The sequence below is a fragment of the Bacillus sp. OTU2372 genome (genome assembly GCF_038440275.1).
GTDB lineage: Bacteria > Bacillota > Bacilli > Bacillales > Cytobacillaceae > Neobacillus > Neobacillus bataviensis_B.
The window spans coordinates 1,031,227-1,056,144 of record NZ_JASATK010000001.1; the positions used below are offsets into that span (position 1 = coordinate 1,031,227).

A 24,918-nucleotide genomic window follows, 5' to 3' on the forward strand; every position below is an offset into this window, starting at 1 on the left:
AAAGGATAAAAACCATCGAGAGAGTAAATCTCCCAGGCTTTTATCCTTCCGTGTATACAGTAGAAACTGTACGCTATCTCTCGGACCAGACTTTAAAGATATTTCTTTAAACGGAACCCTAGACAGCTTTTTGTTTCCACCCCTTGTGGAAACCTTTATTTAAGATGGTTTTAGTATAGCGTTTGTATGTTAGATCCAACAACAATTGTGTTAGATTTTCTAACATGGTTTTTACTAATCTATTATTTGATTAACCTTTGAGATTGGGTATTTTCTGGTTCTTGTTGCCTCCCATTTTGATTTAATAATTAAGTAAACAAATCCAATTGCTACCCAAATCAATCCGATCATAAGAGTGGTTTTATCAAGTAAGGTAAGGAGCCAACCGATGAAAGCAGCACCAACAAGTGGGAAAACTAGGTACATAAACGTTTCTTTTGGTGACCTTCTTTTTTGTTTAATGTAGTAATGGAAGATGACTGAAAGATTAACAAAGGTAAATGCAGTTAACGCACCAAAACTTACAAAAAGAACAGCTGAATCCAGATTAATAAACACAGCGGAAAGCGATATTGCCGAAACAAAGATTATGTTGGAAACAGGTGTTTTGTATTTAGGATGAATGGTCGTAAATAATTTTTTGGGTAAAATGGATTCACGCCCAAGAGCAAAAAGGAAGCGGCTGACACTTGTAACAGAGGAGACTCCCTGTGTAAAGGTAGCTACGATTAGTACCATAATAAAGATTGAGCTTAATAAGTTACCGCCAACAAGCTGAACTAGGCTATATGCCGCATTATCTGGATTTGTAAAAGTGAAATCTGGAAAGGCAATTTGCGATAAATAGGATATGGCAACATACATAATCACTGCAATTATGACTATGAGGTAAATGGCTTTGGGTATCGTTTTCTTAGCTTTGATGGTCTCTTCAGCCATGGTTGTAACAGCATCAAAACCAAGAAAACAGAAACAGATAAGTGCAGCGCCTGATAGAACTCCGCCAACGGAGAGTTGGTCGTTAAAAAAAGGTGCCAAAGAAAAAATAGAGTTAGAGTCTGCTTGACCCGTAATAATATCCTTTGCTACTAAAATACAAAAGAGAATGATGAAAGCTATTTGGACAAGGACAGATAAACCGCTCACACGTGCCGCTGATTTTATGCCAACAATGTTGACAATGGCAAGGACAATATTCATCACGATAATCCAAACAAAGACAGGAATAGAAGGGAATTCGGTATTCATGAATATCCCAAAAGTGAGGATCGCAATGATCGGTGAGAATATATAATCTAATAGAAGGGCCCAGCCAACAAGATAGCCAGCAATCGGATGGACTGCTTTTTTCGTATAAATATAGGCTGAACCTGAGATTGGATAGGCCTTGACCATTTGACTATAGCTGTAAGCCGTAAAGAAGATAGCAATAAAAGCCGTTACATAAGCCGCTGCTAGCATTCCTCCGGCGGCCTTAAAGGCGACTCCGTAAACAGTGAAATAGATCATTGGTGTCATCCAAGCTAGCCCCATAAAAACAACTTGGTGTAGTGTCAGTGATTTTACAAGTGTTGGGTTATCATTCATTTTCATCCATCCCTTTCCATCCTTTTTCAGAACAAGAAAAAGCCCGGGAGAATTTTATATTTAAAATTCTCCCGGGCTTTTATCCCTCCGTGTATACAGCCGAACTGTACGCTCTCTCTCGGACCAGGCTTTAAACACTTGTTTAAACGGAACCCTAGAAAGCAATTTTGTTCCCCAAATAAAAAATGAAGAACCTTTATTAGGTTGATACGTTGAAGTATAAATTAGTAAAAGAAGGATTTCATTGTTCGTGTAAGGTTTCCTAACATGAAAAATAATCCATCAGGCTGTAAAGGGATTACTAAAGAAATCGGAATGTAGGTTATAAATTTCCTTTAATAATTTTGATAGATAAAAAATATGTAGAAATTTCAAATAAAATGGTAATGAAAACTATGTTAGAGTATTCGGACATTCGGGAAAAACATTAGTATCGAACACGTTATATTAACCCATCCGGATTAATCAAAAAAAATTGAAAAATAATCTTTAGGGGGAGTATAAATTGAAAATTAGTACACCTGAATGGCTTTCACTGAGTAAGGATATTAAAGTGAAGCTGATCCGTTTAGCAATCTTAGAAAATACATCCAAGTATCTCTTAAAACAGGGACGATAGAATATAGCAAGTTTGAAAATAAGTAAACAATAAAAAGAGTACCACTAGAGAAAAAACTAGTGGTATTCTTTTTGGATATTGAAATTCATGAACTTTATGAACAAAATGGTGATTAAGTTTTTAATGCGACTTAAATATATAATATTTAAAACAATCGAAAATTTTGTAAAATTAAGAAAACGTTTACAAGGGGGAATGTGAAATGTTTTCTTTTAAAAAAATCTCTACGGTAATGTGTGCAGGTGCTTTGGCATTGAGTTTAGGTGCTTGTAGCAGCAACAGTAAAGAAACAGCAGGCTCGAATTCTGGTAAAAAAGAGGAAAGCACAGGCTATCCTACAAAAGCAATCACAGTGGTTGCGCCATCTGGTGCTGGAGGTGGCTGGGATCTAACAGCCCGTTCTTTTACAAAGGTTTTAAGTGAAAAAAAACTCGTTAAACAGCCCATGACGGTTGAAAATAAGCCGGGCGGGGGCGGTGCAGTCTTTATGGCAGAATACGCAACACAGCAAGCTGAAAATAATGAAATGCTTTTTGTAAATTCACCGCCAATTATTATCAACAATCTGAAAAAAGAAGGTAATAGTCCATACGGATACAAAAATGCGACACCACTCGCCCAACTGACAAAAGATTACGGGGCAATTGTGGTTAAAACAGATTCTAAATTTAAGAATTTAAAATCGGTGTTAGATGAAGTTAAGAAGAATCCTTCTAAATTAACATTTGCAGGTGGTTCCGCACCAGGTTCCATGGACCATTTAATTTCAATCCTTCCGGCTTATAAATACGGAGTGGATCCTACTAAAATTAAATATGTTTCTTACGATGGCGGTGGCGAAGCGATTACGGCACTTCTTGGCGGTAATGCTGATGTAATTGGTACTGATGCATCAAGTGTGAAGGAGTTCTTAAAAGCTGGAAAGGTACGAGTACTCGCGATAACTGCCCCTGAACGATTAGGCGGAGATTTTAAGGATGTCCCTACTGCAAAAGAACAAGGTGTTGATGCAGAGTTTACAATTTGGCGCGGTATTTTTGGTCCGGAAAAAATGTCCAAAGAAGCTAAGACTTATTGGGAAAAGACCATCGATAAATTAGTTCAATCCCCTGAATGGAAACAAGAAGTAGAAACACAGGGATGGGAATTAGAATATAAAAACAGCTCCGACTTCAAAAAGTTCTTAGGAGAACAAGATAAACAGGTCCAACAATTATTAATTGCGTTAGGGATGCAGAAGTAAGCAGGAAGGGGAGGGGGATTTTCTCCTCCCTATTTTATAAGATAAGTATAAAAGTTTTTGACTTTGAGAATTGTCTAGCTCCAGCGCCTAGCCCCTCGATGGTCTACAGCCAATCCGTCCAAAAGGCTAAAAAGCAACCTTTCGGCCGGCTTGTCTTATGCTTGTCGGGGCTGACCAAGGTGCTTACGCTTTTCTTATAGGAGGTATTCAAGTGGATATAAAATTTGACCGCTTCGCATCTATTTTGTTTTTAACCGTCGGTGTTCTATTTATTATTGGCAGCAAGCATATCTCGAGCTCTTCTTATGGAAGTGTAGTCGGTCCTGATATTTTTCCATTAATTCTCGGGATTCTTCTTGTTTTACTGAGTATCCGATTATTTTATGAAACATTCATAAAGCAGAGCAGCAATAGTAAGAAAGAGGAGTTACAGTACAAGCCTTTCTTAATTATATTTATTGCCACTTTGGTTTATATCTTAACGTTGGAATCGGTGGGATATGTCATCACCACTTTTCTCTTCTTAGTGGTCTGCTTTCAAACCATGGAGAAAAAAAAGCTGCTTTCTTCTATTATAATATCAGCTGCTTTCTCCGGAATCGTTTATTTCTTATTTGTCGATGTCTTAAAGGGAACACTCCCAGGCTGGCCTATTTGGTTTTAATTTATAACTAGAAACTATAGAAAGGGGTCCAAACATGAGTACACTCGATTATTTATTGCAAGGATTTGGTACAGCACTGGTTTGGTATAATATTTTATTTGCTTTTGTTGGCGTCTTAATTGGAACAGCTGTTGGGGTGCTTCCAGGGATTGGACCGATGAGCGGTGTGGCACTGCTGATTCCCGTTACGGCCTCGATTACAGGAGGTCTCCCGCCGGAACAGGCTGCTACTAGTGCTATTATTCTATTAGCTGGTGTTTACTACGGGGCGATGTATGGCGGCTCAACAACTTCTATACTATTAAACACTCCTGGGGAATCCTCCTCCGTCGTCACTACACTGGATGGGTATCAAATGGCCAAAAAAGGAAGAGCAGGAAGTGCCTTATCGATTGCAGCGATTGGTTCATTTGTGGCAGGTATCGTTACCCTAATCGCTTTGATTGGATTGGCGAAACCCTTGTCAACCGTCGCGCTTAAATTCGGTCCTGCTGAATATTTTTCGTTAATGTTATTGGGCCTTGGCGCAGTCAGCGGCCTAGCTGGTAAATCAGTTACCAAGGCATTAATTATGACCATATGCGGCTTATTATTAGGAACAATTGGGATTGACACTGTTTCTGGAATTGCACGATTTACTTTTGATATTCCATGGCTCTTTCAAGGAATTGAATTCTTAACGGTTGCCGTTGGATTGTTTGCACTTGGCGAGGTATTTAAAACGATTTTGGAAAAGGATGAGGAAGATGGTGAGATGGCTAGAATTAACAATCTGCTTCCATCCAAACAAGAATTTAAGGAATCTGTAGGTCCAATTGCCCGTGGTTCCATCTTAGGTTTTTTCGTTGGTATTTTACCAGGTGCCGGGGCAACTCTTGCTTCGTTCTTTTCCTACTTACTTGAGAAAAGAATATCTAAAAACCCTTCAAAATTTGGAACGGGAGCTATTGCAGGGGTAGCTGCACCGGAATCGGCTAATAACGCGGCCTCAGGCGGTGCAATGATTCCCCTGTTAACATTAGGGATTCCTGGCTCGGGAACAACGGCTATATTAATGGGGGCACTGATGATGTATAATGTCCAGCCAGGCCCATTATTATTTGAAGACCATCCGCAGGTAGCCTGGGGATTGATTGCCAGTATGTTTATCGGAAACATCATGCTGTTAATTCTCAATCTCCCGCTAGTAAAAGTGTTTGCGAAAATTATCCAAACACCAAAGAAATATTTAATCCCGATGATTATTGCTGTCTCTATTTTTGGTGTCTATGCCGTTCAAGTCTCAACCAATGATCTATTGCTTCTATTGGGATGTGGACTTTTTGGATACTTCCTTAGTAAAAATGATTACCCGATTGCCCCCCTGGTACTTGGACTTGTCTTAGGACCAATGGTTGAGAATAATTTACGAAGAGCCTTAACGATTTCAAATGGTGATTATGGAGTCTTTTTTACTCGCCCGATCTCACTTATCTTTCTGCTCATAACCGCTCTTTGGCTAGTCATTCCGTTTATGATGAAAAAACGGGGGAAGGAAGTCGTTATTAATGTAGAAGGATGAATTTTTTAAATAGTTTAAAAACTCCTTTTAATAAGGAGTTTTTTTTATATAATAGAAATAGAGGTGTTTGCATGCGTTTACATACGAAACTAATGCTTGGAATATCTATTTTAATTATTATTATGGGGACAATTATTGAATTTACGTTTAAGCATATTATGGAATCCAATCTTAAGCATGAAATCGGTACTAAAGCCTTATCAGTAGCGCAAACCATCGCAAATATGCCGGATGTCCAGGGTGCATTTACTTTAGACAATCCTTCCGCACACATTCAACCGATTGCCGAAAACATTCGGAAGCAGGTAGGTGCCGAATTTATTGTGGTTGGTAACCGGAACGAAATACGTTATTCCCACCCAAATCCAGACAGAATCGGTCAAAAAATGGTCGGCGGTGATAATGGACTGGTGTTTAAAGGAGAGTCTGTCATCTCAGAATCTACGGGCACACTTGGTCCTTCCTTAAGAGGAAAAGCTCCTATATTTAGTGGGGGGAAAGTAATCGGAGTTGTTTCCGTTGGTTATCTCCAAACAGACATTCAAAGAGAGGTTTCGAAATTACAGCAGAAAATTTTTGTGGCTACTCTAATCATTTTGGCAGGGAGTCTTATTGCTGCGATACTAATCTCGCTAAATATCAAAAGGGCCATTTTTGGACTAGAACCTAAAGAAATTGCTTGGATGTACCAGGAAAAACATGCCATTCTTGAGTCCATTCATGAAGGAATCATTGCCATAGATACGGATAGTCGTATTACAGTTGTAAATGAAACGGCACATTCTATTTTAGGTGTCCCGAATGAAGTTCTTTTACGAGGAAAAAGAATTGAGACAGTGCTTGAAAATACACAATTATATGAAGTGGTTAAATCAGGAAAGGCAGAGTATGATCAAGAAATTATTATTAATGGTGATGTTTATTTGGCAAACCGGATTCCAATTTTTAATAAGAAGAGAGATGTAATTGGGGCGGTCGCAAGCTTTCGGAATAAGTCAGAGCTTGCTAATTTGCTCAAAGAATTATCACATATTAAAGCCTATGCGGAGGGGTTGCGGGCTCAAACACATGAATACTCGAACCGGCTTTATACGCTGCTTGGCCTCATTCAGCTTGGGTCTTATAAAGAAGCGATAGATTTTATTTCAAAAGAAGTGGATGTCGCACAAGGTTTCATTCAATTTTTAATGAAAGAGATACCCGATCCGATTATTGCTGGTTTTATCTTAGGAAAGGTGAGCCTTGCAAGTGAACTGAAAATTAATCTTACCATTGATCGAGGCAGCAGTTTTAAAGATGTTCCGGCTGAGATTAATAGAGACATGTTAGTCACGATTATTGGTAATCTTGTTAACAATGCCTTTGAGGCAGTTAGAGAGTGTCAAAAGGATGAAAAAAGAGTTACACTTTTTTTAACTGATCTTGGAAAAGAACTGATTATTGAAGTGGAAGATAATGGAGTTGGAATGGAGTCTCGGATTCAGGACCAAATATTTAAGCCTGGTTTTTCTACTAAAAATACAAGCAGTAATTCCGGTATTGGGCTAAGCTTGGCGCAAAAAGCAATCCACGACTTAGGCGGCTATCTAACTTTTTCTTCAACAATGGGGGAAGGTACGATTTTTACAGTGGCGATACCAAAAAGCAGGGGGTCGTTAAATGAAGGGGAACAGAGATATCGAAGTATTAATAGTTGAAGATGATTTGAGGATTGCAGAAATTCAGAAACGATTTCTAGACCTAATCGATGGCTTTCAAGCTGTTGGCATTGCAGCGAGCTATGTTGAGGCAAAAACCTTAATCGAAATATTACAGCCGGATTTAATTCTTCTTGATGTCTATTTTCCTGATATGAACGGGTTAGAGTTATTAAAAGAAACAAAGTTTCACACAAAACAAATAGATGTCATCATGATTACTGCAGCCAAAGAGATTGAAAAGGTCCAATCAGCGATTCGTTTAGGTGTATTTGATTATATTATAAAACCCGTCATTTTTGATCGGTTTAAACAGTCTTTACAAAGATATAAAGATTATCATGAAGAGCTTTTAAAATTAAGCAAAGAAAATTCTCAGGTATCACAACTGGAGGTCGACAAGCTCTTATGGAAGGAAAATGACAGTGCTAATAATGAAAGGGCTTACCTTCCGAAGGGCATTGATCCTCTCACCCTTGAAAAAGTAATCGAAGTCCTAGGGAAAGTTAAAACAGGACTTACAGCAGAAACGGTTGCCAAAGAGGTAGGTGTTAGTCGTACAACCGCAAGAAGATATTTGGAACATCTAGTATCGATTGAAAATATAGAAGCGGACCTGTCTTATGGCACAGTTGGGAGGCCGGAACGGGTTTATATTCTAGTAGATAATATGATTAAAAAGCTAGCAGAATAACTATTATAGATTAATTGTTTTTGGTTAAATCCAGATTCAAGGAGTAATCCTAGAGTCTGGATTTTTTGTTTTTAGCCAAGCTTACAAACAAAGTGACCTATAGATACTTAAGTTATTCCACATTTTTAAGGAATTTCAAACTGCCTTTTAGTGTACTATGTATGTATTTTTTCCATTTTCTGTTATGTTGTTGAATGTTCAATTAACAAGGTGATGTCGACAGAATTCCTTGATCAAATCGTATGAAGCTGTTCAAATTCACGGCGGTTATGGATACATGGCCGAATATGAAATTGAAACACTTTATCGTGATTCTAGAATTAATCGTATCTTTGAGGGGACGAATGAGATTAATAGAATCCTTATAGCCACAACCTTGTTAAAAAACCATGTCGAACCAAGTGAAGAGGAAGAATTGGAAATTGGTTTGCTTCAACGTGAGAAGCAGGTTCTTCAACTAATGAAAAAATTATTCCATGCAGCAATTGAATCAATTAAAAAGAATTTCCTTAGTGATCTTAATAAAGAACAAGAAATTGCCGCTTTCTTGGCCGCTTTGGTCATTGGTATTTATGGAATTGAAAGTGCGGTTTTACGGACGGAAAAATCTATATTGAATACAGGTGAAGAGAAAAATCGGCAGAAGCTTGATTGTACGAGGGTTTATACACATGAGGCTTCCCAGAAACTCGCATTAACAGCATTAAATATGATCAACCATTTTGGTGATGAGGGTATTTTTTCACGAATTGCAAGCCTACTAATTATGAGCAGCTCAGAAAATATAGTGCTAGTCAAACGCAGAATCGCTTCTATTTGGGAGAGACTATAAGAAGGTAGATGGGGTCATGCTGACAGGATTGGTCTTGAGATTGGAAGTTTTGTCCGTATGAAAGCTCCATGAGGACAGGAAAAGCTATATGACAGAAGATGATGTCCGCATGGACACCTTATGAGGACAGTTCCAGCTATATTGCTCAAGATATTTGTCCACATGAGTAAAACATATGGACAAAATTAGATTAGGTCACCGAAATGGGAAGATTAATTTAGGTGTTTTAGAAAATAAGGTGGTTCCATCTACAATAAAAAACTCAACCTATTTAAAAAAATGGAAGTTCATTCTGATAACGGAATGAACTTTTTTGTTGGTTTGGGAAATTATAGATTTAATACTTGTGGATAACTTTTTACAGGTTTAGAAACGGCCAGCTCCAGCTCCTAGCCCCTCGATGGTCTACAGCCAATTCAACCAAAAGGTTAAAAGGCAACCTTTTGGCGGCCCGTCTTATGCTTGTCGGGGCTGGCCAAGGTGCTTGCTCTTTTGCTCTTTTACATGAATTCTAGTGGAAAAATGGTGGTATTATTTTAAAAATAAAGGTCATGTTAGTAAATATCAAAACTTGAACCTTTGAGTAAAATGGAGGAAGATATGAAAAAAAAGGTGACTATTATCGGCGGATCAGGAACAATTGGAACCATATTAAGAGAAGGACTTGGGGAAAAATATGATATCTTTATCCTTGATAAAAATGTCCCAGTGGAGTCAGACCATTTTCTACAGGTGGATGCGACAGACTATCAGATGTTACTAAAGAGTATCCCAAAAGACTCAACTTCTATCATTAATTTACTTACAATCAAAACAGAAAAAGATTTTGAGGATATAGATCAATTTCATAAAATGATAAACATTCATTTTATTTCTTCATTTTATATATTACATGCTGCCAAAACGTTAGGGATTCCAAAAGTAGTATTTGCCAGCAGTAACCATACGACCGATTATTATGAACGTAACGGGGTTTCAGCATTAGGAAGAGAGATTACCATAGATGATTATCCGTTTTCTCGAGGATTATATGGAGTTCTAAAACTTGCTTCGGAGAATATTGGTCATATCATAGCACATGAGCCTGATTGCCCAAACTCTGTCATAAACTTACGGATTGGAAGTGTTCATAACAGAGAGCAAATTAATGTGAAAAAGGACCCTCGACTGCATCGTACGTTATTATCACATGAGGATACTGTCCAATTGTTTGATTTGGCTCTTCAATCCACAGTAAAGTTTGGTACATATTACGGTGTCTCAGACAATCCCGGAAAACCATGGTCAACTGAAAATGCTTGGAAAGAATTAGGTTTTGTTTCCAGAGTAAATGCGATGGATGTATTAAATGATATATAGATGAGTAATTAAGAAGAATAGTGTGGGTTCCCGCTAAATAGCGGGAACCCACAGTACTTCTAGTTTAATGCACACGTGAAAAAGAAGGGTTCCAAAACTCAAGTAAAATATGGTAATATTTAATTATTACTATTATTAAGGTAGAAAACAATCATTTTTTTAGAAATACTTAGATTGAGAAATTGAATATCTCCTATTTCAAACAGAATCAATTTTTAATGTTTTTTGATAGCGCTTACGCTTTTGGCATTGTGGAAAACAAGTCAACTAAGGAGTGAACCTTTTGAGAAAAACCAGAGTGTTTTACAAGTTATTTATCCCGTTTTTCTTATTAGGGATAGGGCTTGTTACAGGATTTAGCATATTTATCTATAACTCTACTTATGATTCGGTAGAGAAAAACTTCCTAAAGGATAAGAAAAATTATACAAAACAAATCCTACAAAACGTTGAACAGAAGGTAAGAACAATAGAGTATGGATATACTACCTACAGTTCTACTGCCAATTTTGAAGCTGTCTTTAAAAAACCTTTGTCAGAAAAAGATTTTGATATATATCGAGATATCAAAAAAGAATTGAGTTACATAGAAATGATGGGGATAGAAGGAAGTCACTATAGTCTAATTAGCTTGGCGCAGAAATGGGGAATTGTTCATGATTCTTTGAAAGTGCTAACCTCGGAAGAAGTTGCAGATTACAAAAATACCTATATTACAGACAATAGAAGAAGCCTTTTTTGGAAACCTGATGAAAATGGTATACAAATGGTAATGACGTTACCTATTTATCAAAGAGAAAAATTTGCTTTGGGAATATCCACTATTCCTAGGAGAAGTATTGATCAGATTGTTAGTGATAATAATCATTTAGTCCAAATTTATAACAGACAAGATAAATTGCTTTATTCTAGCAAGATGACAGATAATGAACTTACTAATCACAATTATCAGGAATTAAGAAAGGCCGCTAAGGAAAGCAGGCAAAATGCTACTGTTTATAAAACGAGAGATGGTAAAAAGTATGTGATTTTGCAGTCCGAATATAACCATTGGCTTTATTTAGTAGAAATAAATGAAAGTGAGATTGGCAGTATTATTTATAATACAAGAGTAGGTCTCTTAATAGCATCAGTCCTGTTAATTTTATTGGTTGGGATTATTTCATATTTGTTGGCCGAATCATTCTCACGTCCGATAAAGAAAATCCAAGAAAAGCTGGCTATGCCAGAAGTTAATAATAAACAAAATGAACTTTCCCTTTTGGCTGACTCTGTCGATGAAATAGTTGGACGAAATGAACTTTTGACAGCTAGTCTATCCATGCAGAAACCTCAGCTAGAGACCTTATTTGTCTTAAGTATATTTAGGAAACGAATAAGCGAAAATGATGTCATTCATCGTTTAGAGCAATTTGGTTATGATTTTGCAGAGGATAAGGTATTTTATACAGGTCTGATCCAAATTGATAGTATTGATGATCAACAAGTTGTTGATAAAGATCTTTTTTTATTGGCTATTAATAATGTAGTGGAAGAAATAGTTCCTAAAGATGAACGCTTAATTCCAATTGTATTAAATGATGAAATACAAGCAACAATTTTTATCTTAGAAAATAATAATCAAGAAGCTGAGCGTCGCATTATGAAATATTATGAAGAAATCCAAATAGAGGTGAAGAAATCTCTTAATATTATCATTAGCGTGGGAATTAGCCCTGTCTATCAATCTTTAATAGATAGTAAAAAGGCAGTAGATTTAGCAAAAGAGTCACTTCATTATCGAGTAAATGTGGGCTCAGCATCGATTATTTTCTATAAAGATATCGCATCCATGTTAAATGATGCTACTATTTCGAAATTTCCTGTTGAATTACAGAACGAGCTAATGAATGCCATTCGTTCTGGTGAAGAGGAAGATGTTTTTCGCTTGGTTGATGATCTAGTCGAAGAAATCTTTCGCCTGAATAAAAATCCTATTAGCTTAGGGGTTACTTTAGTTCGTGTGATAAATGAGCTTGTACAATTAGGTCAACTATTAGGCGCTGAATCAAGAATATTTGAAAACATAAAGAAATTATATCAAACTGCCATGAATGCCTATTATCCAGAGAAGATTAAAGAAATGTTAATTGATGATTTAATTAAACCAGTAATTATTAGTACTCATGACAAAACAGAACGAGGATTTAAATCCTTATCAGAAAAGATATTATATATTGTCCAAACTGAATTTGATCAGGAGATTTCCCTGGATATTATTGCGGATCGTCTGCATTACAACCCTAATTATTTAAGTAATGTATTTAAAAAAGAATATGGTGAAAATTTTGTGGATTATTTAATGAATTATCGCCTACACATGGCACAGACGTGGTTGAAAGAAACCAATATGGCTATAAAAGAGATTGCTGAACGATTGCAATATCGGAATCCTCAAAATTTTATTCGCTTCTTTAAAAAGAAATTAGGAAAGACTCCAGGAGATTATCGGAAAGTGTACAAGCATTAGAACTAATCCTCAAATAAAAAGGCTTCTACTGCAGTAGAAGCCTTTTTATTTGGGGATTTTTATCCTTTTACTGATCCAACCAGTGCACCCTTGACAAAGTATTTTTGAACAAATGGATATGCAATTAGCATTGGAACGGTTGCGATTACGATAACAGCCATCTTGATTGTTTGGGCAGGCGGTACTACATCCACAGATGATCCCTCAGCTTGCATACCGCTCGATACGATGACAATTTGCCGTAATAAAACCTGGATAGGCCATTTAGTGGAATCATTAATATATAGGATGGCTGTCATATACGTATTCCAGTATGTTACGGCATAGAACAATGCAATCGTTGCTATAGATGGCATTGCTAGTGGCAGCATGATTTTAAAGAAAACACCAAAATCTGTGCATCCATCCATTTTTGCAGATTCTTCTAAACTATCAGGTAAGGCTTGGAAGAAGTTTCTCATAATAATTAAGTTAAAAGCGTTAATCGCCACCGGCAAGATTAATGACCAATAAGAATCAATTAATCCAACACTTTTAACTACTAAAAATGTAGGAATCATCCCACCACTGAACAGTATCGAAAAAACAACAATAAAATTGAAGAAGTTTCTGCCGAATAGATACTTTCGAGATAAACCGTATGCCATTAAAGAAGTAAGAACCATACTTACCAGCGTTCCTATACCGGTTACTCCTACAGAAACTGCTAGGGACTTAAAGAGCGTCGGTGTAGATAAAATATAGCGATAAGCATCCAGAGAAAATGAATGTGGAAATAATATAAACCTTCTAGCAACTACCTCTTGTGTGGATGCAAAAGAACTGGATATAACATTGACAAATGGTAAAAAACAAACAAGGGCTACAACGATTAAAATGGTACCATTAACTATGGGAAAGATTCGTCCTCCTTTTTTTAGTTTATGCGCATTCCTGTTCTTCATTTAGATCCCCCTCGAAATTAGAATATGAAACTATTTACCTTTATGAAGATACACATACCTTATCATCCGATTAAAATTACGTATATAATCAGTATCCCATCATTAAAAAATCCACAAAAAAACTCTTACAATCTATGCGGATAAGAGAAACCATCCTCATAATCAACAGAGGAAAATAATAATCATTATGACGGATTCTATCTTAAAAACCCTTATGACAAGCTGTTTTGAAAGCGTAATCATAAAATGATTATGTACGTAATTTTCTCTATTAAGTATGCTTAGAGCAAGAAAGGAAATCAATTTCAATTCAAAGGAGGAGAAAAATGGAAGGTGCCGTTCAACAAACTGATCATACCTTGCCTATCTTAACTACAAAGCAACAAAGGATCAAAAAAAGACAAAAAATCTTGGCAGGTATAAAAAAGAATAAACTCTTATACCTTATGATTTTTCCAGGTGTACTTTATTTTATTATCTTTAAGTACTTACCTATGGCAGGACTGGTTATTGCCTTTCAAGATTATCAGCCTTATTTAGGAATCTTAGGCAGTCCATGGGTTGGTTTCAAACATTTTGTCCGATTATTTACTGAACCAACTTTCTTTATATTATTGAACAATACGTTAATTTTATTTGCTTTAAATATTGTAATTTTCTTCCCGTTACCAATTATATTGTCGCTAATGCTTAATGAGGTGAAGAATAAATATTTTAAATCTGGAATTCAAACCCTTATTTATATTCCTCACTTTATGTCCTGGGTGATTATTGTTTCTATCACTTATATCTTTATGAATGTCGATGGGGGTATTATTAATGAGTTTTTAGCCTCGATTGGTTTTCATAAAATAAGCTTTTTAACTTCACCTGACTGGACAAGGACCGTTTACATCAGCCAAATAATTTGGAAAGAATTAGGCTGGTCAACCATCATTTATTTGGCTGCTATTACAGCAGTGGATACACAATTATATGAAGCTGCAGAAATGGACGGTGCTGGTCGCCTTCGAAAAACTTGGCATGTTACACTACCAGCCATTCGTCCGGTTATTATCACATTATTAATCTTGAAAATTGGAAGCACCTTGGATTTAGGTTTTGAGCATATGTATCTTTTACTTAATTCTCTTAATCGCAGCGTTGCAGAAATATTTGATACCTATATTTATACTGCAGGATTAAAGAATGGGCAGTTAAGTTTTAGTACTGCAGTAGGATTGTTTAAAGGGATCGTTGGATTGACTTTAGTAATCATTTCCAACAAATTAGCGAAAAAAATGGGTGAAGATGGCGTTTATTAGGAAGACAAGAAAGAGGGGATGACGATGCTGAAATCAGTGGAAAAGGTAAATCACATTTTTACTAGTTTCCTAAATTTGGTATACGTAAACCTTTTGTGGTTTCTCTTTACCTTGTTAGGATTAGTCGTGTTCGGTATCGGCCCCTCTACATACGCCTTAGTGAGTATTTGCAGGCAATGGATTCGGGGAAATAGCGTTTCTGTCTTTCATACGTATTGGAAGTATTACAAGGAGTGTTTTAGAGAAACTGTCATGATTAGTTGGATCTATATGATGTCCGGGTTTGTTTTGGTCGTTGATTTATTGCATATAACCAATTGGTACATGAGAGTCGCTTTGTTTATGATTAGCTTCATTTATTTGATATCACTTATCTTTATCTTTCCGATTATGGCTCATTATAATTGGAAAGGAATCTTCTTTAAAATCAAGATGTCTTTCTTATTCGGTTTTTCCTGTTTACAATATTCATTGGTCTTAATTTTAGTTTCAAGTGTTCTTTATTGGTTCATAACAAAATTTTTTCCAGGTATTCTAACCTTTCTTGGTATAAGTTTCCTATGCTACCTGATTACTTGGACAGCTAATCAAGTCTTTACAAGAATGGAAATGCAAAATGCTAAGGACGTAGAAAATAAAATTTTTTATCAAATAGAAAAGGGGAATAAGGATGAAAAAACAAATGGTATCAAAGTTAGCCAGTGTTAGTATGGCAAGCATGCTTTTATTGGCCGGTTGCAGCGGTACAACATCTAGTAAAGAATCTTCTTCCGAAAAGAAAGACAATAAAAGTAAAGCGGAGATTTCTTGGTTAAACATTTTGCATACAGCATCCCCGCCGACGGATACTGTATTAAATCAAATTGAGAAAAAAACCAATACAGAAATTAAATTCTCGTGGATTCCAGATGCTTCAAAAGAAGAACGTATAAATACTGCTTTAGCTTCCGATTCATTAGCAGATATTGTTACGTTAACACTCTTAGATAATTCCTCAGTCCGTAATGCATTGAAATCAGGGATGTTCTGGAATGTGGAAGATTATTTAGATGAATTTCCTAACTTAAAAGCTATTCCAAAAGACATACGTACTTCAGCTTCTATCGAAGGTAAACTGTATGGAGTACCATTTCAAAAGGATTTAGCTCGAAATGGAATCGTTATTCGTAAAGATTGGTTAGATAAATTAGGATTGTCTCTTCCTAAAACCACGGAGGAATTAATGGAAGTGGCAAAGGCATTTACGGAAAAGGATCCAGATGGAAATGGGAAAAAGGATACAACAGGGTTTATGGATCGGAGTGATTTAAAATATGGTGCGTTCAAAACTTTAAGTTCTTACTTCGGTACACCCAATGTATGGAAAGTAGATAGCAAGGGGAATTTCGTAGCCGAGTTTGAAACGGATGGGTATATTGAGACAATGGATTACATGAAAGAGTTATATAATAAAGGGTTCATTAACAAAGACTTTGCTGTAACAGCCAAAACCGATCAACAGCAAAACTTTTCACAAGGTAAAGCAGGTATTTATATTGGAGCATTATTTGACGGGAAAAATCTAAAATCAATGGCTAATGGTATCCAAGATAATATGGAATTAGCATTAGTAAATAATGTTACGTCTGCTTCTAATTCTAAGCAATCGATTTGGTCTGATGGAAATGGTGTTGGCGGTTTATTAGCATTTCCTCGTTCAGAGGTAAAAGATGAAAAAGAATTAAAACGAATTCTAAAATTTGTAAATGATTTATTAGATCCAGAAGTATATAAATTAATGACATATGGTATGGAGGGTACACACTACAAAATTACTGGCGATGGTGCCTATGAAATTATTAACCAAGATTTATGGCAGCAAGAAGTCCAGCCTTTTGCCGCTTCACGTCCGAAGGAATCTGGGTTTCATTTAAAAGACCCGGATCCACTTAAGGCACAAGGAGATGAGTTGATTGCTGAAAACGCCAAGCATGCGGTATTTAACCCAGCTGTTCCATTAGAATCCACAACCTATACGACACAGGGTTCCGAATTACAAAAGATTATTACCGATGCTACTTATCAATATATATTAGGTGAAATCAAACTTGAGGACTTTAAGAAAGCGGTTAAAAATTGGAATGAGCAAGGTGGAAAAACGATAAAAGAAGAATATAAAAAGGCATACAAAGCTGCAAAGTAACAACACAGGAGGTTTTTCTATTGAGTTTTATTCGGTAGAAGGCCTCCATTCTATTGAGAATCTAGAAAATATTCTGAAACCGTAAATTGGTAGAAAAGGAGAATAATAAAATGACAAAAATGAATTGGTCTGTAAAAACAGCAAACTCAATTATGGAAAGGCTTCCATATTTATTTAATGACAAAGGATACAATGGAAAGTGGTCTTATGATTACGGGGTGGTTCTAAAAGGTTTTGAAAGAGTATGGCAGCAAACGGGAGAACAGAAGTATTTGCAATATATTAAGGACAATATGGATTATTTTATCCAAGAAAATGGGGAGATAAAAGGGTATGAATTAGAAGAATTTAATATTGATCATATAAACAATGGAAAAATGTTATTTGTCCTTTACAAAGAAACAGGGGAGGAAAAGTATAAAAAAGCTGCTGATTTATTACGCTCACAGTTAGAGCAACATCCTAGAACATCTGAAGGAGCATTTTGGCATAAACGAATTTATCCATACCAAGTTTGGTTAGATGGGTTGTATATGGGTACCCCTTTTTATGCAGAGTATCAATTAACATTTGCCAATGGAGAAAACTTAGAGGATATTATCCATCAGTTTAAGGTAAGTTATCAGCATTTAATAGATTATAACACGGGCCTATTATACCACGCTTGGGATGAGAAAAAAGTACAGCCATGGGCAAGTAAGGAAACAGGTTTGTCAGAGAATTTCTGGGGACGATCTATGGGTTGGTATTTGTTAGCTCTAGTGGATACATTAGAAATTCTTCCTAAGAATACACCAGACCGTAACTTTCTTGTAGACATTTTAGATAAAACATTAAAGTCCCTAGTAAACTATCAAGATGCAGAAAGTGGAGTTTGGTATCAAGTTACAGATAAGATACATGAAAAAGGAAATTACTTAGAGGCCTCGTGCAGCAGCATGTATGTATGTGCAATAGCAAGAGGTATTCGTCTAGGAGTTCTAGATAGGAAAGAATGGGAAGCACAATTAATCAAATCGTATCAAGGATTATTAGACGAATTTGTTTTGCTGACGAATGAAGGCTGGGTGAATTTAAATAAGACTTGTCAGGTTGCCGGATTAGGTGGAGATGACAATCGTGATGGCACATATACTTATTACATTAGTGAACCGATTATCTGTAATGATCAAAAAGGTGTAGGAGCATTTTTACAAGCTTTAACTGAATTTGAAGAAGTGATGGGTGTCGAGTAGAAAATGACAACCTATTATATTACTGATTTTGGTGCTACTAACGATGGCAGCTTATGTACCGTTTCTATCCAAAAGGCAATTGATGAAGCTTTTAGAAATGGCGGCGGACAGATAGTCATTCCTGCAGGAGAATTTTTAACGGGGGCGTTATTTTTAAAGGATAATATTGAATTACATTTGTCTACTGGATCCACATTAACATTTTCTAATCACCAAGAAGATTATCCCGTTGTAACTTCTCGATGGGAAGGGGTTTTACGTGAAGTATATGCTTCATGTATTTATGCAGAAGATGCAAAAAATATTACAATAACTGGGTTTGGGAGAATGGATGGTAATGGGAAGTATTGGTGGAATATCTTCGAGAATCGTCGAGATCTATTGGCTTACCCACGTCCTAAATTGATAAGTTTTGATGAGTGTCAGCATGTTACCATAAAGGATGTGACTTTAGTAAATTCACCAAGCTGGACTGTGAATCCGATTCGTTGTTCCAATATAACCGTTGACAATGTTACTATAATCAATCCTTCAGATTCTCCTAATACTGATGGGATTAATCCTGAATCTTGTAAAAATGTGAGAATCAGTAATTGCCATATTGATGTTGGAGATGACTGTATCGCTATTAAATCTGGAACGGAAGATACCTTTGAACGAGTACCTTGTGAAAACGTTACGATTACTAACTGTACGATGGTTCATGGTCATGGAGCAGTGGTACTTGGCAGTGAAATGAGTGGCGATATCCGTAATGTGACTATAAGTAACTGTATTTTCCAAGACACAGATCGTGGAATCCGGATGAAATCTCGACGAGGCCGTGGAGGGAAAATAGAGGATATTCGGATTGACAATATTGTTATGGACCGGGTAATTTGTCCGTTTATTTTAAATTTGTATTACTTCTGCGGACCTCGCGGCAAGGATAAGTATGTTTGGGATAAAAACCCCTACCCAGTTACAGATGAAACACCAATGTTTAGAAGAATCCATTTTGCTAACATTACGGCTCGGAATGTTCGCGCCTCAGCAGGTTTTATCTATGGCTTAGCAGAACAATTTGTTTCTGAGATTACGTTTAATAACATTGATATTTCAATGGCGGTCAATGCTAAACCCGGGAAACCAGCCATGATGGCCGGGATAGAAGAAATGAATAATAAAGGTTTTTACGTGGGATTTACCAAAGACATTCTATTTAACCGAATAACCATTGAGAACCATGAAGGGCCTGCTTTTTATATTGAACATTGTGAGAAAATAGAGGTTACGCACTGCAAGTCCAGGAATACAAAAGCAGAAGAAGTACTTATAAAGGAAGTAAACTAATAGGAAAGGAACAAGGAAAATGAAGCGGAAATGGGAAGTCATGATTGGAATAGCTGGTGCTGTCCTTTGCTTACTCTTTTTGGGCGGGTTTTCATTGACGATTACTTCTATGGAAGAAAGTATTTTTGAGAAAACAGTTTTTCCGATTCTTCAGGAAAGTGTTTCCAAAGAGTACGTATCGGAGAGTTTTGAAGCAGTGAACGTGCTAGCTATTTGGTTCGGAGTTACCCTGTTAATTGTACTTTTTCTAGTTGTTACTGCTGTGCTTTATATTTGGAGAAATAGATTTCCAAAAAAGGCAGCTTTGTTCTATACACTAGCAGGTTTAGCTACCCTAATTGGTACCCAATTGTTGGCATTTCCGCTAGCATTCCTATTCTTTTTAGCGGCAGGATTCTGTTTATTCAGAAAAAAAATAGAATATGAGGGAGTAGACAATGTTTAGAACCAGAATAGTTAATCCTATTTTGCCAGGATTTAACCCGGATCCTAATATTTTAAGGGTTGATGATACTTTTTATATTGCCGTTTCTTCTTTCGAATGGCTGCCGGGAGTACGAATTTACCAATCAAAAGATCTTGTCAATTGGGAACATGAAACGGATATTCTAACGAATCAAGTAGATTTACGAGGCAATCCACAAAATGGCAGTATTTGGGCGCCACAATTAAGTTTTTCAGATGGATTATTTTATCTTATCTATACAGATGTTAAAAGCACAAAACGGCCCTTTAAAGACAGCCATAATTATTTAATTACAGCCCCAAGTATCTATGGTCCTTGGTCAGAGCCAGTTTATTTAAATAGTAGTGGTTTTGATCCGTCACTGTTTCATGATACAGATGGACAAAAGTGGCTGCTTAACGAAATATGGGATTATCGTATGACGACAGGTAATAAATCTGCTGGAATAGTCATGCAGGAATATGATGCCAAAAACCAAATTCTCATTGGACCTATTTATAAAATTTTTGACGGTACTGAACTAGCTAAAACGGAGGCTCCACATATTTACCGTCATGGTGATTATTATTATTTACTCACTGCTGAGGGTGGAACGGGGAAAGGTCATGCGGTTACAGTTTGTCGTGCAAAAAAAATTACGGGTCCATATGAATTGGACCCAGAGTATCCCATCTTAACAGCCAGTGATAAACCAGACTCCCCATTGCAATGTTCGGGTCACGGCAGTATTGTCCCAACCCCCTTGGGCAACTGGTATATGGTTTATTTATGTACACGTCCATTACTTGGAAAAGCAGCCATTTTAGGTCGTGAAACCGCAATTCAAGAAGTCCACTGGACAGAAGATGGCTGGCTGCGATTAGCGGACGGCGGGAACGGTCCGCTGGTTGAAACAGAAATCGTAACTGCAGAACCAGTCGTACAAAGAAAAAATACTAACTTTAGAGATAATTTTAATCAAGTGCTAGAAAAGGAGTGGAATACGTTACGCATTTTAGCCAATGACTCTTGGTGCGATTTAATAAGTCGTCATGGATATCTGCGTTTATACTCAGGTGATTCCATTCAATCTTTGTTTGACCATCATGTCCTGGCTATCCGTCAAAAAGATTTCCGGTTTAGAACAGTCACGAAAATTGACTATAACCCTACAACTTTTAATCAGATGGCGGGATTAATGTTGTATTTAAATGATAGTAATTATCTTTATGCTTACTTGACATATGATGAGAAAATGGGACGTGTGATTAGACTAATGAAATGTAAAGACGGGGAATTTGATTTATCCCCTTTAATATTTCCAATAGATGCTGGTGAAGTAGAGTTGCAGGTTGTGGTAGACGGACCTGCTGCAAATTTTTATTATCGTATGGATGGAAAAACTGTTTGGCAACAAATTGGGGAACCTCAAGATGTATTATTCCTTGCTGGAGGATTTACGGGTAATTTTGTAGGAATTGGGATTCATGATACGGATCGAAAAGCCGGTTCTTATGCTGATTTTGACTATTTTGAATATCAAGGATTTGACACGATATAACGGGAGACGTTAAGGAGAGAGAACTGATGGAATGTAAAACAAACAAACGTGAAAAATTATATTCGTTATTAGGAGACTTGCCTGAGCGAAGTCAACCCGTCATTGCTAAAAAAATAAAAGAATTGAATAAAGGTGTATACACCCTTGAAGTACTCTTACTAGAGGTTGAGGGAAGCGGGGACATTCCTGCCTATTTTGCTCGTCCGCAGAACGTAACAGAGAAAATGCCGGTTGTGTTATTCAACCATTCTCATGGAGGAAACTATCAATTAGGAAAAACGGAACTGATTCAAAGCAGTGACTACCTTCAAAAAACATCGTATGCTACTCAGTTAACCTCGATGGGATTTGGTGTATTATGCCTTGATATGCTTGGATTTGGTGAAAGAAGAGGAAAAGTCGAAAGTGAAATTTTTAAAGAATTGCTGTGGAAGGGCCAAGTTATGTGGGGCAGGATGATATATGATAACATCCGTGCTTTAGATTATGTAATGACTAGAGACGATGTAGATTCATCAAGGATCGCTGCCCTCGGAATGTCAATGGGTGGATTAATGGCATGGTGGCTTTCCGCTCTTGATGAAAGAGTAAAAGTATGTGTTGATATTGCAGCCCAAGTGGATGCAGAAACATTAGTTGCCAATCGTGGTCTAGATCATCATGGTTTTTACTCTTACGTTCCAAGCCTATTAAAATATTTTCGCACCTCAGATATCCAAAGATTAATAGTACCGCGTCATCACCTTAGTGTCGTTGGGAATGATGATAAACTAACACCGTTTGAGGGACTTGGCATCATTGACGAAGAATTAAAAGATGAATACGAAAAAATCGGTGTACCGGAAAATTGGAAGATGGTCCGATATGAATGCGGCCATATAGAAACAGCAGGGATGAGAGCGGAAGTCTGCTCGTTCTTACAAAATTATTTATAGGGGGATACTATGATAGTCGCACAAGATGGAAGCGGCCACTTTAAAACAATTCAAGAAGCAATAGACCAAATCCCAGAAGATAATAAGAATCGAGTAGATATTTTTATTAAGGATGGAGTATACAAAGAAAAACTGACCATTGATAAGCGGTTTGTTTCCCTGCTCGGAGCACATAAAGATAATGTAAAAATAACCTTTGACGACTATGCCAGAAAGCTGCAGAGCAACGGAGAAAAGATGGGGACCTTTGGATCATATAGCACTATTATTACCGGAGATGGCTTTTTGGCAAAAAATATTACCTTTGAAAATAGTGCCGGACCTGGATCGATTATCGGGCAAGCGGTAGCTGTTTATGTTGATGCAGACCAAATACAATTTCAGAACTGCTCTTTTTTTGGAAACCAGGACACTCTATTTACTGCTCCACTACCGCCAAAGCCGCTTGAGGGGAACCGCTTTGGCGGTCCTCGGGATGGTATGGAGAAGAAGGTAGGCAGAAGCTATTTCTGCGACTGTTATATAGAGGGGGAGGTCGATTTTATTTTCGGTTCTGCTACAACTGTTTTTCAAAACTGTGAGATTCATAGTTTAGATTTATCAAAGAAAGTAAACGGATATATAACAGCCGCTTCGACGCCGATTGATCAAAAGTTCGGGTATGTCTTTTTCGATTGCAAATTAACAAGTCATGCGGCTCCGCAAACCGTTTACTTGGGCCGGCCATGGCGAGACTATGCTAAAACCGTGTTCCTAAACTGCTGGATGGGTGAGCATATCAAGAAAGAGGGCTGGCATAACTGGGAGAAACAGCATGCTGAAAAGACCGCTTTTTATGCTGAGTACAATAGCCGTGGCCCAGGGGGGTGTATGGAACAGCGAGTACCATGGGCAAAAGTCCTTTCGGATGAAGAGGCAAAGGAATATACCTTGGAAAATATATTTGGGGCTAATGAATGCTGGCCTATAATGTAAAAGGAGGAAAATGTTTTGACTGGAAAAGAGTTTCCCGCAGAGTTTAAAAAATATGTTGATAAGAAGACAGGTAATACAGTATGGCAGCTAACAGCCGATGGCTCGAATAATTATCATTTTTATTTTACCGATAATTCTTTCACCCTTGGTGACCAGGAAATCTATTTTCTTTCGGACCGCTCTTCAGTAGTACCAAAAAAATATAATCTATTTAAAATGGATATAAATTCAGGGCGAATAATCCAATTGACAGATGAAAAAGAAGGAATTAACGCAGGACAACATACAAAAACACCTGATAGCGAAATTGTTGTATATGGGACGGGTAAAGTGATAAAAAAGTTAAATACGAGAACATTGGAAATTACGGTTGTTTATGAGGAGAAGGAAAATATCCGTCTAGGTCAACCACATATATCCCCGGATAAAAAATTTATCGGTTTTGCGAGAAACGAACGAGTTCCCATTCATTATGGTGCAAATTATAAGGGATTTAAAGAAACCATGTATGCTACAAAAAAGGGGTGGATTACCCTAGTCGGCATGGACGGTTCAAAAGTCATGGATGTGTTTGAAGATACCCACTGGCTCGGTCATTTTCAGTTTTCCCCAATTGATAGCACAATAGCTATGTTTTGTCATGAAGGACCATGGAACCTTGTTCACCAGAGAATCTGGCTGCTTGATATAACCAGCAGAAGTGTCCAGCCCATTTATAGGCAAGGGGAGGATGACTGTATCGGGCATGAATTCTGGACAACGGATGGAAAAATCTTTTTTGATAATCGCCGTAAAGGTCACGATGGCACAATTACGGTAGATAAAACACAGGCCACAATCAAGGAAGATGCAACAGATCAAGTACCTTTTATTGGACTAGCAGACCATGAGGGAACAATCCTTCGAACAATTGATTTACCCTATTATTGTAATCACTATCACAGTGATAAGGAATGTAACTTGATTGTTGGAGATGAAGTAGAAGATCTCGTCTTGATCGGCATTTCGGGCAGGGAAGCTTCTATTGAGACGCTTTGCACACACAATACTAGCTGGTCTACACACCAGACGCACTGTCATCCAACTTTTAGCTGGGATAATAAAAAAATCCTGTTCACTTCAGACAGAGAAGGTACCACCAATCTTTATTTGGTTAACGTACCAGATCATAATTAGGTTGGCTATTTTGCATAGACTGGTGTTTTTGGTTAGTGTTCATAAACCTGTATGACTAGAAGCT

20 protein-coding genes and 2 riboswitches are annotated in these 24,918 nt (G+C 37.1%); of the genes, 18 read left to right on the forward strand and 2 right to left on the reverse strand.

The features are described from left to right. Positions 1-27 precede the first annotated feature (27 nt). A riboswitch (guanidine-I (ykkC/yxkD leader) is annotated at positions 28-133 on the reverse strand. Positions 134-234: 101 nt separating this feature from the next. Next, on the reverse strand, positions 235-1,587 hold the full coding sequence (locus tag AAHB15_RS04845; RefSeq protein ID WP_342041862.1) for an APC family permease: 1,353 nt from the start codon (positions 1,585-1,587) through the stop codon (positions 235-237). A 66-nt stretch (positions 1,588-1,653) separates the two neighbouring features. After that, positions 1,654-1,756, reverse strand: a riboswitch (guanidine-I (ykkC/yxkD leader). 652 nt (positions 1,757-2,408) lie between these two features. On the opposite strand from AAHB15_RS04845, the gene AAHB15_RS04850 reads away from it, so the two are divergent. The 8 genes from AAHB15_RS04850 (at position 2,409) to AAHB15_RS04885 (ending at position 12,765) form a co-directional block, all read left to right on the forward strand. Continuing rightward, complete coding sequence (locus tag AAHB15_RS04850; RefSeq protein WP_342041863.1) at positions 2,409-3,449, forward strand: Bug family tripartite tricarboxylate transporter substrate binding protein; 1,041 nt, start codon at positions 2,409-2,411, stop codon at positions 3,447-3,449. A gap of 211 nt (positions 3,450-3,660) precedes the next feature. Next, complete coding sequence (locus tag AAHB15_RS04855; protein WP_335575056.1) at positions 3,661-4,113, forward strand: tripartite tricarboxylate transporter TctB family protein; 453 nt, start codon at positions 3,661-3,663, stop codon at positions 4,111-4,113. Between the two features lie 34 nt (positions 4,114-4,147). Further along, the gene (locus AAHB15_RS04860) at positions 4,148-5,674 is read left to right on the forward strand and encodes a tripartite tricarboxylate transporter permease (RefSeq protein ID WP_335575031.1); all 1,527 of its coding nucleotides are present in this window, start codon (positions 4,148-4,150) and stop codon (positions 5,672-5,674) included. A 71-nt stretch (positions 5,675-5,745) separates the two neighbouring features. Next, entirely contained in the window at positions 5,746-7,371 is a 1,626-nt protein-coding gene (locus AAHB15_RS04865) for a sensor histidine kinase (protein WP_342041864.1), read from the forward strand. After that, entirely contained in the window at positions 7,334-8,065 is a 732-nt protein-coding gene (locus tag AAHB15_RS04870) for a response regulator (RefSeq protein ID WP_342041865.1), read from the forward strand. Before AAHB15_RS04865 ends, AAHB15_RS04870 begins: the two co-directional genes overlap by 38 nt. A 229-nt stretch (positions 8,066-8,294) precedes the next feature. Continuing rightward, positions 8,295-8,897 (forward strand): acyl-CoA dehydrogenase family protein, encoded by a 603-nt coding sequence (locus AAHB15_RS04875; protein ID WP_335575034.1) that lies wholly within the window; start codon positions 8,295-8,297, stop codon positions 8,895-8,897. 600 nt (positions 8,898-9,497) lie between these two features. Beyond that, positions 9,498-10,256 carry an NAD-dependent epimerase/dehydratase family protein gene (locus AAHB15_RS04880; RefSeq protein ID WP_342041866.1) on the forward strand — a complete coding sequence of 253 codons (759 nt, stop codon included), beginning with the start codon at positions 9,498-9,500 and terminating at the stop codon, positions 10,254-10,256. Between the two features lie 274 nt (positions 10,257-10,530). After that, entirely contained in the window at positions 10,531-12,765 is a 2,235-nt protein-coding gene (locus AAHB15_RS04885; protein ID WP_335575036.1) for a helix-turn-helix transcriptional regulator, read from the forward strand. Between the two features lie 59 nt (positions 12,766-12,824). Here the strand turns inward: AAHB15_RS04885 and AAHB15_RS04890 are convergent, their stop codons facing one another. Next, positions 12,825-13,709: a carbohydrate ABC transporter permease gene (locus AAHB15_RS04890; protein WP_335575037.1), complete on the reverse strand. Its 885-nt coding sequence runs from the start codon at positions 13,707-13,709 to the stop codon at positions 12,825-12,827. Positions 13,710-14,155: 446 nt separating this feature from the next. Here AAHB15_RS04890 and AAHB15_RS04895 point away from each other — a divergent pair, with 446 nt between their 5' ends. The 10 genes from AAHB15_RS04895 to AAHB15_RS04940 all read left to right on the forward strand — a co-directional run bounded on the left by AAHB15_RS04895 (position 14,156) and on the right by AAHB15_RS04940 (position 24,854). Next, entirely contained in the window at positions 14,156-15,013 is an 858-nt protein-coding gene (locus AAHB15_RS04895) for an ABC transporter permease (protein ID WP_420491220.1), read from the forward strand. 24 nt (positions 15,014-15,037) lie between these two features. Next, complete coding sequence (locus AAHB15_RS04900; RefSeq protein ID WP_335575039.1) at positions 15,038-15,721, forward strand: YesL family protein; 684 nt, start codon at positions 15,038-15,040, stop codon at positions 15,719-15,721. Next, positions 15,684-17,195 carry an extracellular solute-binding protein gene (locus AAHB15_RS04905; protein ID WP_335575040.1) on the forward strand — a complete coding sequence of 504 codons (1,512 nt, stop codon included), beginning with the start codon at positions 15,684-15,686 and terminating at the stop codon, positions 17,193-17,195. Before AAHB15_RS04900 ends, AAHB15_RS04905 begins: the two co-directional genes overlap by 38 nt. 110 nt (positions 17,196-17,305) lie before the next feature. Continuing rightward, positions 17,306-18,430 (forward strand): glycoside hydrolase family 88/105 protein, encoded by a 1,125-nt coding sequence (locus tag AAHB15_RS04910; protein ID WP_335575041.1) that lies wholly within the window; start codon positions 17,306-17,308, stop codon positions 18,428-18,430. A gap of 3 nt (positions 18,431-18,433) precedes the next feature. Further along, positions 18,434-19,762 carry a glycoside hydrolase family 28 protein gene (locus tag AAHB15_RS04915; RefSeq protein WP_335575042.1) on the forward strand — a complete coding sequence of 443 codons (1,329 nt, stop codon included), beginning with the start codon at positions 18,434-18,436 and terminating at the stop codon, positions 19,760-19,762. Positions 19,763-19,781: 19 nt separating this feature from the next. Continuing rightward, entirely contained in the window at positions 19,782-20,207 is a 426-nt protein-coding gene (locus AAHB15_RS04920) for a DUF4064 domain-containing protein (protein WP_144562130.1), read from the forward strand. Further along, entirely contained in the window at positions 20,200-21,768 is a 1,569-nt protein-coding gene (locus AAHB15_RS04925; RefSeq protein ID WP_342041867.1) for a glycoside hydrolase family 43 protein, read from the forward strand. The genes AAHB15_RS04920 and AAHB15_RS04925 overlap by 8 nt, the downstream gene beginning before the upstream one ends. Before the next feature lie 26 nt (positions 21,769-21,794). Next, positions 21,795-22,703 carry a dienelactone hydrolase family protein gene (locus AAHB15_RS04930; RefSeq protein WP_342041868.1) on the forward strand — a complete coding sequence of 303 codons (909 nt, stop codon included), beginning with the start codon at positions 21,795-21,797 and terminating at the stop codon, positions 22,701-22,703. A gap of 9 nt (positions 22,704-22,712) precedes the next feature. Continuing rightward, positions 22,713-23,678: a pectinesterase family protein gene (locus AAHB15_RS04935; RefSeq protein WP_335575046.1), complete on the forward strand. Its 966-nt coding sequence runs from the start codon at positions 22,713-22,715 to the stop codon at positions 23,676-23,678. A 15-nt stretch (positions 23,679-23,693) separates the two neighbouring features. After that, positions 23,694-24,854: an oligogalacturonate lyase family protein gene (locus AAHB15_RS04940; RefSeq protein WP_342041869.1), complete on the forward strand. Its 1,161-nt coding sequence runs from the start codon at positions 23,694-23,696 to the stop codon at positions 24,852-24,854. Positions 24,855-24,918 lie beyond the last annotated feature (64 nt).